The sequence below is a fragment of the Pseudomonas sp. FSL R10-0056 genome (assembly GCF_009600105.1).
Classification (GTDB): domain Bacteria; phylum Pseudomonadota; class Gammaproteobacteria; order Pseudomonadales; family Pseudomonadaceae; genus Aquipseudomonas; species Aquipseudomonas bubulae.
Genome location: NZ_WIWL01000001.1, coordinates 1 through 12,756, shown reverse-complemented (window position 1 = coordinate 12,756; position 12,756 = coordinate 1). Strand labels below are relative to the sequence as shown.

Below are 12,756 nucleotides of genomic sequence, written 5' to 3'. Positions count from 1 at the left end.
AGCCGGAGCCCCCGGACGACGGCCACGGCTCTGGTTGTTCTTGTTCTGGTACGGGCTGACGTAATCAGCGCGGTTACCAAAGTTATCCACATCGTCATCACGGAACTCGTCCGGCGCACGATTGGCGTCGGCACGCGGGGTTGGCTGACGCTGTTCGCGGGCAGGCTGAGCTTCGCGCGGCTTTTGCTCACGAGCTGGACGCTCGCTGCGAGCAGCTGCCGGCTTTTCTTTGCTCTTTTCCTTGCCCTTGTCTTTACGACCGCCGCCACCGCCCGGGTTACCCGGACCGTCGCCACGCGGGCCGCGCGGCGGGTTGCGCGGGTTACGCACATCCGGACGCTCGCGTACTTCAGGCTTTTCAGCTTCAACCGTGCTCGAGTCAAAACCCATCAGGTCGCCATCGGCGATTTTCTGTTTGGTCATGCGCTCGATGCTTTTCAGCAGTTTTTCTTCGTCCGGCGCTACCAGCGAGATCGCCTCGCCCGAACGACCGGCACGGCCAGTACGGCCGATACGGTGAACGTAATCTTCGTCGACGTTTGGCAGCTCGAAGTTGACCACATGCGGCAGCTGGTCGATGTCCAGGCCACGAGCGGCAATGTCGGTCGCTACCAGAATGCGTACGGTACCGGCCTTGAAGTCGGCCAGGGCTTTGGTGCGCGCGTTCTGGCTCTTGTTACCGTGGATGGCCACAGCGCTGAGGCCGTGCTTGTCCAGGTACTCGGCCAGGCGGTTTGCACCGTGCTTGGTACGGGTGAAGACCAGAACCTGTTCCCAGGCGCCAGCGGTGATCAGGTGCGCCAGCAAGGCACGCTTGTGCGTGGCAGGCAGACGGAACACGCGTTGCTCGATACGCTCGACCGTGGTGTTCGGTGGCGTTACTTCGATGCGTTCCGGGTTGCGCAGCAGCTTGCCAGCCAGATCGGTGATGTCCTTGGAGAACGTCGCCGAAAACAGCAGGTTTTGACGCTTGGCCGGCAGACGAGCGAGGACTTTTTTCACGTCATGGACAAAGCCCATGTCGAGCATACGGTCGGCTTCGTCGAGTACCAGGATTTCAACGTGGGACAGGTCAACACTGCCTTGACCGGCCAGGTCGAGCAAACGACCGGGGCAGGCAACCAGTACGTCAACACCACGGGCCAGGGCCTGAACCTGCGGGTTGGTGCCCACACCGCCAAAAACACAGGCGCTCACGAACTTCAGGTCGCGGGCATAGAGCTTGAAGCTCTCATGCACCTGGGCGGCGAGTTCGCGGGTAGGCGTCAGGACCAGCACGCGTGGTTGGCGTGGGCCGTGGCGCTGGGATTTGTCCGGGTGGCCATTGGGAAACAGCTTTTCCAGAATCGGAAGAGCGAAGCCACCGGTTTTACCAGTACCTGTCTGTGCCGCAACCATCAGGTCGCGACCTTGCAACACGGCGGGAATGGCCCGCTGTTGCACCGGAGTAGGCTCGGTATAGCCCGCAGCTTCAATGGCGCGGACTAAAGCCTCGGAGAGACCGAGGGAAGCAAAGGACATGAGAAATCCTGTTCTAGTTAGGGCTTGGCCCAAAGGGATAGTCTTGCCTGGCGTGAATGGCGTTTAAGATGACGCAATCCCGTCCGGTCCTGCTCCAGTCCTGAAGGCCCATTCATGCCGCTCGCGCTGGCTGAGAGCTGCGCCGTAACGGGAGGTTGAATGCCTTGTACAAGGACGAGCGGCCGGGCGTAAGCCTGGCGGAAAAACCGGAGTATAACAGAGCAATCACGACGCGCCGATTTCATGCTGCCCAACGGCTTTAAACCCATGTGGGAGCGGGCTTGCTCGCGATGCATACGACGCGCATCCCTTGACGGACCGCAGCGATGCCATCGCGGGCAAGCCCGCTCCCACAAAGGCAGATCAGCGCGGCAGCTTGAGGTTGTTCCAGATCGCCAGGCTCGGATCAGCCTGGTTCAGGGTGTAGAAGTGCAACCCCGGGGCGCCGCCGTCGAGCAGGCGTTCGCACATTTCGCTGATGACCTGCTCACCAAATGCCTGGATGCTCTGCGTGTCGTCGCCGTAGGCTTCAAGTTGCTTGCGGATCCAGCGCGGGATTTCAGCGCCACAGGCGTCAGAGAACCGCGCCAGCTTGCTGTAATTGGTGATCGGCATGATGCCCGGCACCACAGGAATCATCACTCCCGCTGCTTGTACGCGCTCGACAAAACGGAAGTAACTGTCGGCGTTGAAGAAGTACTGGGTGATGGCACTGTCAGCGCCAGCATGGGCCTTGCGCACGAAGTTGTTGATATCGTCTTCGAAGTTGCGCGCTTGCGGGTGCATTTCCGGGTAAGCCGCCACTTCGATATGGAAGTGGTCACCGGTTTCTTCACGAATGAAGCTCACCAGGTCATTGGCATAGCGCAGTTCGCCGCTGGCCATGCCCATGCCCGAAGGCAGGTCGCCACGCAGCGCAACGATGCGCTTGATCCCCGCGGCCTTGTACTGGGCCAGCAGGCCGCGCAAATCGGCCTTGCTGTCACCCACGCACGACAGGTGCGGAGCAGCAGGTACTTTTACTTCGCTCTCCAGTTGCAGCACGGTATTGATCGTGCGGTCACGGGTCGAGCCACCGGCACCGTAGGTGCAGGAAAAGAAATCCGGGTTGTAGGTCGCCAGCTGGCGAGCCGTGTTCATCAGTTTTTCATGTCCAGCATCGGTCTTGGTCGGGAAGAACTCGAAGCTGTAACGACGGTCTTGAGACATGGGAATACCCTGGCGTGCGCGAGGGGGGCATGGACAACCCCTGACGCTGAACTTTCACACAAAAAAAAGGCGGTCAGTGCAAGCCTGACCGCCTTTCTTTAATCAGTAACGGTAGGTTTCTGGCTTGAACGGGCCTTCGACGGTGACGCCGATGTAGTCAGCCTGTTGCTTGGTCAGTTGCGTTACAACGCCACCAAAACCACGAACCATTTCCAGGGCCACTTCTTCGTCCAGCTTCTTCGGCAGCACTTCTACGGTCAGACGCTCGGCTTGCAGTTCGGCTGGCAGGTCAGCGTACTTCTGGGCGAACAGGAAGATCTGCGCCAGCACCTGGTTGGCGAACGAACCGTCCATGATGCGGCTTGGGTGACCTGTGGCGTTGCCCAGGTTAACCAGACGGCCTTCAGCCAGCAGGATCAGGTAGTCATCGTTCTGTGGGTCGAATTCGCCCAGACCAGTACGGTGAACCTTGTGAACCTGTGGCTTCACTTCTTCCCATGCCCAGTTTTTGCGCATGAAAGCGGTGTCGATTTCGTTGTCGAAGTGACCGATGTTGCACACCACAGCGCGTTTTTTCAGCGCGGCCAGCATGTTCTTGTCGCACACGTTGACGTTACCGGTGGTGGTCACGATCAGGTCGATCTTGCCCAGCAGCGCAGCGTCGATGCTGGCAGCGGTGCCATCGTTCTGGCCGTTGATGAACGGCGAAACCACTTCAAAACCGTCCATGCAGGCTTGCATGGCGCAGATCGGGTCAACTTCGGACACTTTAACGATCATGCCTTCCTGACGCAGGGACTGGGACGAACCCTTGCCCACGTCACCGTAGCCGATAACCAGCGCCTGCTTGCCGGACAGCAGGTGGTCAGTACCACGCTTGATGGCATCGTTCAGGCTGTGACGGCAGCCGTACTTGTTGTCGTTTTTGCTTTTGGTGACCGAGTCGTTCACGTTGATCGCAGGGATCATCAGCTCGCCTTTGGCCAGCATGTCCAGCAGACGGTGAACACCGGTGGTGGTTTCTTCAGTCACGCCGTGGATCTTTTTCAGCATGGCCGGGTATTTCTTGTGCAGCAGCTCGGTCAGGTCGCCGCCGTCGTCGAGGATCATGTTGGCATCCCATGGCTCGCCATCTTTAAGGATGGTTTGCTCCAGGCACCACTCGTACTCTTCTTCGGTTTCGCCTTTCCAGGCGAAAACCGGGATACCGGCAGCAGCGATAGCGGCAGCAGCCTGATCCTGAGTCGAGAAGATGTTGCACGACGACCAACGCACTTCGGCACCCAGGGCAACCAGGGTTTCGATCAGTACGGCAGTCTGGATGGTCATGTGGATGCAACCCAGAATCTTCGCGCCCTTGAGCGGTTGTTCTGCTGCATAACGGCGACGCAGGCCCATCAGGGCAGGCATTTCGGACTCGGCGATAAAGGTTTCGCGGCGGCCCCATTGGGCGAGGGACATATCGGCGACTTTAAAGTCGTTAAAACCTGCAGGCGTGTTTACAGCGCTCATCAAGAGCCTCCATTCGTTTAATCGCGAATGGGCGCCGTTGTGCGTTTAGTGCCTGCCCAGGGAGCCCTGAACAAACAACGCCCCATCCGAGCCTGACAGGTTGAACCTGCTGCAGCGCCCCTCGGACAGGTGGCGGGAACGGTACCGGGTAAAAATGACCGTTTTGAAGCGAGGGGCATTATAGCCATCCGCGTCGATGTTCCCAAGGATTTATCCACGGCATTTTGATTTGCCTAATCGAGACCATAGTCGAAGCTTAATAGAGCTGAGTGCCGTGGTCTGACATCATGGTCGGCATCTAAGGCAAGACGGTCAGGAGCGAATATGAATTTTCACACCCGCAAATGGGTTAAACCCGAAGACCTCAACCCCAACGGCACCCTGTTCGGTGGCAGCCTGCTGCGCTGGATCGACGAAGAAGCCGCGATTTACGCCATCGTCCAGCTGGGCAACCAGCGTGTGGTGACCAAGTACATCTCCGAAATCAACTTCGTCAGTGCCTCGCGCCAGGGCGACATCATCGAACTGGGCATCACCGCCACCGAGTTTGGTCGCACCTCGATTACCCTGACCTGCGAAGTGCGCAACAAGATCACCCGCAAAAGCATCCTGACTGTGGACAAGATGGTCTTCGTCAACCTGGGTGAAGACGGCCTGCCGGCGCCGCACGGGCGTACCGAGATCAAATACGTCAAGGACCAGTTCCAGGATGACAGCCAGGCTTGATGCCTGGCTCCCGTAGCAGCTGCCGAAGGTCTGAAGGGAATTTTAACTGTGGGAGCGAGCCTGCTCGCGAACGACTTTCGCGAGCAGGCTCGCTCCCACAGGGAGGGTTGACCGGCAACAGAGTATCTACAGGTCAAGAGTGAACAGCTACAGTCCATGCGTGTCGTACCTTCACACGCCTTCGGTTCTGGAGCCTTATGGACACTCAAAATTCAGGCAAAACCCCCAACCTGACGGCTGAAGAAAAGCACGAGGTCAGCAAAAACCAGCCACCGCGCGCCGCGGTGCTGCACGAAATCATCCGCCAGCAGGGCGATCTGGAACTGGAGCGCAGCATCGCCGCCCTGTTCTGGTCGGCACTGGCCGCCGGGCTGACCATGGGCCTGTCCCTTATGGCCATGGGCCTGCTCAACTCACGCCTGCCCGACGGCGACGGGTTCAAGGTCATCGCCAGCTTCGGTTATTGCGCAGGTTTTCTGGCGGTCATTCTCTCTCGCCAGCAACTGTTCACCGAAAACACCCTGACTGCCGTTCTGCCGATCATGAGCAAACCCACACTCAACAATTTCGGGCGGCTGCTGCGGCTGTGGGCGGTGGTGCTGGTGGGCAACCTGATGGGCACCCTGCTGGTGGCCTATGTGATGCTGCATTTGCCGATTTTCGACACGCAAACCGACAAGGCCTTTCTGGAAATCGGCCGCAAGGTCATGGAAAACGACGCCAGCCAGATGTTCGCCAAAGGCATTATCTCGGGCTGGATGATTGCCACCATGGTGTGGATGATCCCGTCCATGGAAAGCGCCAAGATGTGGATCATCATCCTCATCACCTACCTGATGGCCCTGGGTGACTTCACCCATATCGTGGTCGGTACGGCCGAGGTGTCGTATCTGGTGTTTGCTGGCGAGTTGCCCTGGAAGGACTTCTGGCTGATCTTTGCCGGCCCCACCCTGGCCGGCAATATCATTGGTGGCAGTTTTATCTTCGCCCTGATCAGCCACGCGCAGATCCGCAGCGACACCCAGAAGCCCAAGCAGGAGGTTCAGTAGCCCCGAGTCAGATCACATAATGGGCGATGGCCACAAAGTGCAGCAGGCTGCCGGCGATCACAAACAGGTGCCAGATGCCGTGGGCATGGCGCAGACGGTGGTCGAGGGCAAAAAAGATGATCCCCACGGTGTACATCACCCCGCCGGTGGCCAGCCATACAAAGCCTGCGGTACCCAGCGCTGCCAGCAAGGGCTTGACGGCCACCAGTACAATCCAGCCCATGACCGCGTAGATAACGATGGACAGGATGCGGGCTTCGGAGCGCGGTTTGATCTCTTGCAGCATGCCGATCACCGCCATTCCCCACACGATGCCAAACAACGACCAGCCCCAGGGGCCGTGCAGCGTGACCAGGCAAAACGGCGTGTAACTGCCGGCGATCAGCAGGTAAATGGAGAGATGATCGAACTTCTGCATGATCACCTTGGAGCGCCCGCGCACGCTGTGGTACACGGTGGATACGCTGTACAACAGCACCAGCGTGACACCATAAATGGCCACACTGACAATCTTCTGCGGGCTACCGTCCAGGCAGGCCATTACCAACAACCAGATACTGCCTATTGCTGCCGCCACGGCACCCACCAGATGGGTCCAGGCGTTGAGTTTTTCCCCGTGATACATGTGCAAGATCCTCAAGAGCCGATAGTGCGACTGTGTCACCTGGTTATGAGATAAGGGTCAGGGTTGCGAGGTTAAAGGGCAATGCGGCGTTCGTCGAGCAGGGCAACCTGCACCCACAGGTTTTGCAGTGTTCCCAGAATTCGGGGCCTGCCACGAAACTCTGTGGGAGCGGGCTTGCTCGCGATAGCAGCACCGTGGTTTAAATGACTGAGCGCATCGCCTGCTCGCGAGCAAGCCAGCTCCCACAAGTGCTGCTTAATCCGCGCTGCCCCGCACCAACCGTTCCAGCGCCAGCAAGTCCGGGATTTTCGCCACATGATCGCCCACCTGTACCGCCGCGCGCTCCAGCGGGCACAGCGGCACGTCGACAAAGCTCAACTGGCTGTCGACCTTGTAGGAGCGCGGGATGCCCTGAATCACCATGGCCATGAATTTGAAATCCGGGTCACCACCCAGCGTGTTGAGGATGACGATCCGCGCCCGCTCACCGATCACCAGTGGCCCGCCGCATGCCGCTTCAAAGCTGATCAACGGCAGTTGGTGGTCGCGCCAGGTAATCTGGCGCAGGTGCCAGGGCGGGGAGTCGCTGCTGGGCTCGCCGCGCTGCCAGCCGATAAGCTCGGCAATGGCCACATTGGGCAGCAACAGATAGCGATCTGCTAGCGGCAGCAGCAAGCCGGTCAAGCTGCCCACGCGATGGTCAAGCATGGAAGTTGCTCCAGTAGGCAATGCGCTCCAGCAGCACGGACTCTTGATAAGGTTTGCCCAGGTAGTCGTTGACGCCAATGGCCATCGCCCGGTTCTGGTGTTTTTGCCCGGTGCGCGAAGTGATCATGATGATCGGCAGGTCCTTGAGGCGCGGGTCGTTACGCACGCGGGTAGCCACTTCGAAGCCGTCCATGCGCGGCATTTCAATGTCCAGCAGCATCAGGTCAGGGGTGTGCTCTTCCAGTACGCTCATGGCGTCGACCCCGTCCTTGGCCGTGATGACGTTCATGCCGTTGCGCTCCAGCAGGCGGCTGGTGACTTTGCGCACGGTGACCGAGTCGTCCACCACCAGTACCAGCGGCGGGCGCACGGCCGGGGTGAATTCCAGGGCGCCCACCGCCTCGTGCTGCGCCCGCTGCAACGGCTGACGCGCCTGATGGGCACGGATATAGGCCGGCAGGTCGAGGATCAGCACCACCCGCCCGTCCCCCAGAATGGTCGCGCCCGACAGGCCCTGTACCCCGGTAAATTGCGGGCCGAGGCTCTTGACCACAATCTCCCGCGAACCCAACAGCGCATCCACCTGCAACGCCACGCGCTGGTCCTGGCAATGCACCAGCAGCACCGGCAGCGAATGGCTTTCGCCCACCAGCTTGGGTTTGCCCACGGTTTGCAGCAACTCGCCCAGGTAACGCAGCTCGTAGGTTTGCCCACCGTAGTGATAAAGCGGCGGGTTGAGCTGGTAGTAGCCTTCCAGCTCGTTGGGCATGACGCGCACCACACCTTCAACGGTGTCGAGGGCAATGGCGTATTGTTCGTCTGCGCACTGCACCATCAAAGCCCGGTTGAGCGACACGCTGAAGGGCAGGCGAATCTGAAAATGCACGCCCTGGCCCGCCACCGAATCGATGGTCATGCTGCCGCCCAACTGGCGCACCTCTTCATGTACCACGTCCATGCCGACGCCACGCCCGGAGATCTGGGTGATTTTTTCGGCCGTGGAAAACCCGGGCTGCAGGATGAACTGCAGCACCTCACGGTCGCTGATGCTTGCTTCAGGGTTCAGCAAGCCACGCAGGATGGCTTTGCGGCGCACGGCTTCCAGCGGCACTCCCGCGCCATCGTCGTGCATGTCGAATACTACGTCGCCGCCTTCATAGGACAGTTCCAGGCTGATCAGCCCCTGCTCCGGCTTGCCGCTGGCATGGCGCACGTCGGCCGGTTCCAGGCCATGGTCGACGGCATTGCGCAGCATATGCTCCAGGGGCGCAACCATGCGTTCCAGAACGTTGCGATCGATCTCGGCTTCGGCATTGATCACGCTGAATTCAACCTGCTTGCCCAGCTCGCTGGCAACCTGGCGCACCACCCGCTTGAGGCGCGGCAATACGCGCTCGAACGGCACCATGCGTGTGCCCATCAGGCCTTCTTGCAATTGCGTGTTCACCCGCGCCTGCTTTTGCAGCAGCCCGTGGGCGTCCTGGTAGCGGGCCGTCAGGGTCGCCTTGAGGTCGAGCAGATCGGAAGCTGATTCGAACAGGGCTCGGGACAGCTGCTGCAGCAGGGAATGGCGGTCCATTTCCAGCGGGTCGAATTCGTCGTAGGCCACGCCATCGGCTTCGGTGTGCGCGCGGTTGTGCAGGCGACCCTGGGTTTCGATGTCGAGGCGCCGCAGTTGATCCTGCATCCGCTCAAGGGTGGTCTGCATCTCGTTGAGGGCGACCTGACCGTCGTTGACCTGCTGTTCCACACGCCCCCGAATGATCGAGGCTTCACCCGCCAGGTTAACCAGGTCTTCGAGCAGCTCGGCCGGAACCTTGAGGGTGTCCAGCCCGGTGCGCTCACCTTCGGGCACCGGTGCAGGCGCAGGCTCGGGCTTGACCGGGGTGGCAGGTGTCGGCCGGGCGTTACGCTCAATCTGGCGGATTTTCTCGATCAGCACCTGGGGCGAAGGCAGCGCCTGACCACTGCGCAGCGCGTCAAGCATTTGCGCAAGCTGGTCGTGGCAACGCTGCAGCAACACAAAGAGCCCATCACTGGGCGTGATGGCACCTACCGAAATATCCTCGAAAAGGGTTTCAAGCTCATGGGAAAAATCGCCAATCGCGGCGACCTCCACCATCCGCGCCCCGCCCTTGAGGGTATGCAGGTCGCGCAGCAGGTTTTCCACTTCAAGGTGGCTTTGCGGCTCGGCTTGCCAACGCGCCAGGGCCGCACCCGAGCTTTCGAGAATATCGAAGGCTTCTTCGAGGAAGATTTCCTGTAACTGCGGATCTTCATTGCTCGGTGGCGCTTGCGGGGCAACGCTGCCAGCATCAGGCAGGGCTGCACTGTAAAGACGAAAGCCGCGAATGGCCTCGATCAGTTCATAAGGCTCGCTCAACGTTTGCTTGTGCAGCAATTTTTCAAGCATCAGCGCCAGTTGCTCGTGGCTGCGCTCCAGCAGGCGAGCCAGTGCCGGACTGTCACTCAGGCGCCGGTCCAGCAAGCCTTCATACAAGTGTTCAAGCTCATGGGCCAGTTCAGCGATCGGTTCAATACCGGCCATGCGCGCCCCACCCTTGAGGGTGTGCAAATCGCGCTGCAAGGACGACAGCGACGCCAGGCTGTCGGGTGCACTGAGCCAGCGCTGCAAGGCCTGCGCGGCACTCTCGAGGATGTCCACCGCCTCTTCGAGAAAAATCTCGACGATTTCATCATCGATGTCCTCGTCCTGGCCTCCACCCAATTGCCTGGTGGCGGCCCCCAGCTCGGTAACCCGCCCGCCATCACCGCGAATCAGCCCTGTGGCGTCAGGCGCGAGCCCTTCGTGCAGCAGCGCGTGCAGGGTCTGGACCAACTGCGGCTGCGGGGTGATTTCCTGCCCTGCCGCCAACTGGTCGAGCATGTTGATCAGGGCTTCCTGGGCATCATCGGCCGCTTCGAAAAAACGCTCGCTGGGTGCCAGGCTGCTTTCTTCGACCGCGCCATAGAGGTCAAGCAGGGCTTCGCACAGCGCATCCATGGGCTGCAAGTCCAGCAGGTGGGCAGACTCACCCAGGGTGGTCAGCTGATCCAGCAGGCTGTCCAGGCCATCGCGTTCATGGGGGTTCTGGTGCCAGGTTTTAAGCAGCTCCTGGGCATCGAACAGAATGTCCATGCTCTCGGCCAGAAACTCGGCAATGCGCTGCGGGTCACGCCTGGCCACCCAACTGCTTGCAGGGCTATTGAGCAGGGTATCCAGGCGGCTGGCGATCAGTTGCTCGGTGCGCTCGATCAGTGAGCGCGCACCCTGGATCTCGGCCAGCGGGTCGCTATCCAGTTGCTTGAGCCCCGCATGCAGCAGGGTGTCAGCTTCCAGCAGCAGGTCGATTTCATCCTCCCCCAGGGCAAGCGTGTGCGCCTTGTATTCACGCACCAGATGGTCCAACGGCGCGGCCAGTTCAGCCATGGGCATCACGCCTGCCATATGTGCGCTGCCTTTGAGGGTGTGCACGGCCAGTTGCAAATCGTCACTGGCCTGCAGCGGCATGTGTGCACGGGCCTGGTCCAGAAAACGGTCAAGGCGCTCAAGGTGGGCTTGTGCTTCCTGACGGAAGATATCCAGCAACTGTGGATCGAAACTGCCGGCGTCCTGGGCAATCAACAGTGGTTGCGGCTCGCCTTGGGCCAGGTGCTGCGCGCGTGCGGCCAGTTGGTCGACGTCTTCGCGTTGACGCTGGCTTTGTTCGGCAAAGGCCTGAATCAGTTCGGGCAGCATGGCCATAACGTCTTCAAGCAGTTGGAAGATCTGCGCAGATGGCGCCACGCTGCGCTCAATCACCCGGTTGAGCAGGTTTTCGACCGCCCACGCCAGCTCTGCCAGCACCAGCGCACGCACCATGCGCCCGCTGCCCTTGAGGGTATGGAAGCCGCGCCGCAACTCGGCCAGCGCAACACTGTCTGCCGGGTTGGCGACCCATTGCGGCAGGCTGTCGTGCAGGCTGATCAGGACTTCGTCCGTTTCTTCGAGAAAGACTTCCAGCAGTTCTTCGTCCAGCGGCGCTTCATCCACGGGTGGCGGTAGCAAACTGGCAGGCATGTGTTGCGCCGGAGGATTGAGCGCCGACAGCGGGCTGGCCAGTACATCGGCCAGGCCAGGCGCCTGCAGGTCCGGCATCAGCGATTGCTCTTGGCCGCCAGGCCTATCATCGGACAATGGCACGGGATGCGTCGCCGGCGCGTAACCCAGTGCAGCCAGGCTGTTTTCGGCCCGATCCAGCACCTGCTCGCTCGAAGCACCAGGGTCCTGGGCCAGGCGTTCCAGGTAATACTCAATGCTGATCAACGCATCGGCCAAGTGATCAAGTTGCTCGTGCGCGGGGTGATCAGACCCTTGCAGCACGCGCTCACGCAAATATTCATTGCAGGCTTGCAGCAAACTGGCCGCGCGATTCAGGGGAATCATCGCCAGCGCCCCGCGGATTTGCGTCAACAGCGCAGGCACGGACTGCAAGTGCTGGCGGTCGTACTCGGCCGCCAGATAATCGCCGATCAGGTCTTTGACTTCTTCAAGGCCGATGCGGGCTTCCTTGATCACCAACTGGTGAATCTGCATCAGGTCAGTGGTGGGCAACCGGCTTTCTTCACGCAGCGAGGGCTCGACGCTGCCGACCATACCGGCCAGGGTGGCCTCGACATAAAGCAGGGCCGAGGCCACATCCATCAACACCGCATCGGTGGGTTCGCGCTGGCCCTGGGCCAGGCTTTGCAACACCGCCAGTTGATCAATGATGACTTTACGCGGTTGCCCGAACCCCAGTACAGCCAGGGTGTCGGCGATCTGACGCAGTGGCGCCATCAGGCTGCTCAGTTCCGAGACATGCAGGCGATCACTGCGCACAAACAGGTCGAGGCGTTCCTTGACCCGCACCAGTTCTTCGCACAACGCCGCCACCACCGAGCGCATGGCATCCCGGTCAGGGCCGGCCAACCGCGCCCGCTCCTCGTCGACCATCGCCGCATCGGGCATGGCCTGATCCAGTTCGTAGTGGTTTTTCAGCGCGAGCATTTTCGTGGTCGGATGCTCGGCCTTGGCAATATAAAACAGCAGGCTGGTCAGCAGGTCTTCGGGGGCAGGATGGTTGATGGCCTCGATGCCCTGTGCCAGCAGGCGCTTGAGTTCCTTGTCGGATTTTTTCAGCAGGCTGCGCAGGGCCGGGCTGTTGGGCACCCGACCTTTAAGCATGCCGTCGACCAGTGCAGCGGCAATTTTCCACAAGGCGTTGAGCGGTGCTCCCTGGCAAATGCCTTGCAGTTGCGCGAACACCGCGGCCATTTTTTCCAGGTTGGCCTGCACCGCTTCACCGCGGCGCAAAGCCAGGAACGCGGCCTGCAGGGTGTGGCGCATCACGCGCAGCTGGCTCGGCAAGCCAGCAGGTGCCAGCC

8 protein-coding genes and 1 riboswitch are annotated in these 12,756 nt (G+C 60.6%); of the genes, 2 read left to right on the top strand and 6 right to left on the bottom strand.

The features are described from left to right. From GHO42_RS00040 to ahcY, 3 genes are all read right to left on the bottom strand, one after another. A partial coding sequence (locus GHO42_RS00040) for a DEAD/DEAH box helicase (RefSeq protein WP_153384068.1) occupies positions 1 to 1,521 on the bottom strand: 1,521 nt, incomplete at its 3' end. A 363-nt stretch (positions 1,522 to 1,884) separates the two neighbouring features. Continuing rightward, positions 1,885 to 2,730, bottom strand: a complete 846-nt coding sequence (gene metF, locus GHO42_RS00035; protein WP_094999872.1) for a methylenetetrahydrofolate reductase [NAD(P)H] — start codon at positions 2,728 to 2,730, stop codon at positions 1,885 to 1,887. A gap of 102 nt (positions 2,731 to 2,832) precedes the next feature. Continuing rightward, positions 2,833 to 4,242, bottom strand: coding sequence for an adenosylhomocysteinase (ahcY, locus tag GHO42_RS00030; protein WP_088378781.1), 1,410 nt, complete (start codon positions 4,240 to 4,242; stop codon positions 2,833 to 2,835). A 22-nt stretch (positions 4,243 to 4,264) separates the two neighbouring features. Next, positions 4,265 to 4,371, bottom strand: a riboswitch (S-adenosyl-L-homocysteine riboswitch). Between the two features lie 195 nt (positions 4,372 to 4,566). On the opposite strand from ahcY, the gene GHO42_RS00025 reads away from it, so the two are divergent. Next, positions 4,567 to 4,968 (top strand): acyl-CoA thioesterase, encoded by a 402-nt coding sequence (locus GHO42_RS00025; protein ID WP_016782518.1) that lies wholly within the window; start codon positions 4,567 to 4,569, stop codon positions 4,966 to 4,968. A 197-nt stretch (positions 4,969 to 5,165) separates the two neighbouring features. Further along, positions 5,166 to 6,017 carry a formate/nitrite transporter family protein gene (locus GHO42_RS00020; RefSeq protein ID WP_094999871.1) on the top strand — a complete coding sequence of 284 codons (852 nt, stop codon included), beginning with the start codon at positions 5,166 to 5,168 and terminating at the stop codon, positions 6,015 to 6,017. Positions 6,018 to 6,024: 7 nt separating this feature from the next. On the opposite strand, the gene GHO42_RS00015 is transcribed toward GHO42_RS00020, so the two are convergent. The 3 genes from GHO42_RS00015 to GHO42_RS00005 form a co-directional block, all read right to left on the bottom strand. Further along, positions 6,025 to 6,642, bottom strand: a complete 618-nt coding sequence (locus tag GHO42_RS00015) for a hemolysin III family protein (RefSeq protein WP_094999870.1) — start codon at positions 6,640 to 6,642, stop codon at positions 6,025 to 6,027. A 255-nt stretch (positions 6,643 to 6,897) separates the two neighbouring features. Continuing rightward, positions 6,898 to 7,350 carry a chemotaxis protein CheW gene (locus tag GHO42_RS00010; protein WP_094999869.1) on the bottom strand — a complete coding sequence of 151 codons (453 nt, stop codon included), beginning with the start codon at positions 7,348 to 7,350 and terminating at the stop codon, positions 6,898 to 6,900. Then, positions 7,343 to 12,754, bottom strand: coding sequence for an Hpt domain-containing protein (locus tag GHO42_RS00005; RefSeq protein WP_256670680.1), 5,412 nt, complete (start codon positions 12,752 to 12,754; stop codon positions 7,343 to 7,345). Before GHO42_RS00005 ends, GHO42_RS00010 begins: the two co-directional genes overlap by 8 nt. Between the last annotated feature and the right edge of the window lie 2 nt (positions 12,755 to 12,756).

Excerpts from the sequence above, each read along its gene's own strand:
- GHO42_RS00010 (WP_094999869.1), bottom strand. The coding sequence starts at position 7,350 with ATGCTTGACCATCGCGTGGGCAGCTTGACCGGCTTGCTGCTGCCGCTA.
- GHO42_RS00015 (WP_094999870.1), bottom strand. The coding sequence starts at position 6,642 with ATGTATCACGGGGAAAAACTCAACGCCTGGACCCATCTGGTGGGTGCC.
- metF (WP_094999872.1), bottom strand. The coding sequence starts at position 2,730 with ATGTCTCAAGACCGTCGTTACAGCTTCGAGTTCTTCCCGACCAAGACC.
- GHO42_RS00020 (WP_094999871.1), top strand. The coding sequence starts at position 5,166 with ATGGACACTCAAAATTCAGGCAAAACCCCCAACCTGACGGCTGAAGAA.
- ahcY (WP_088378781.1), bottom strand. The coding sequence starts at position 4,242 with ATGAGCGCTGTAAACACGCCTGCAGGTTTTAACGACTTTAAAGTCGCC.
- GHO42_RS00025 (WP_016782518.1), top strand. The coding sequence starts at position 4,567 with ATGAATTTTCACACCCGCAAATGGGTTAAACCCGAAGACCTCAACCCC.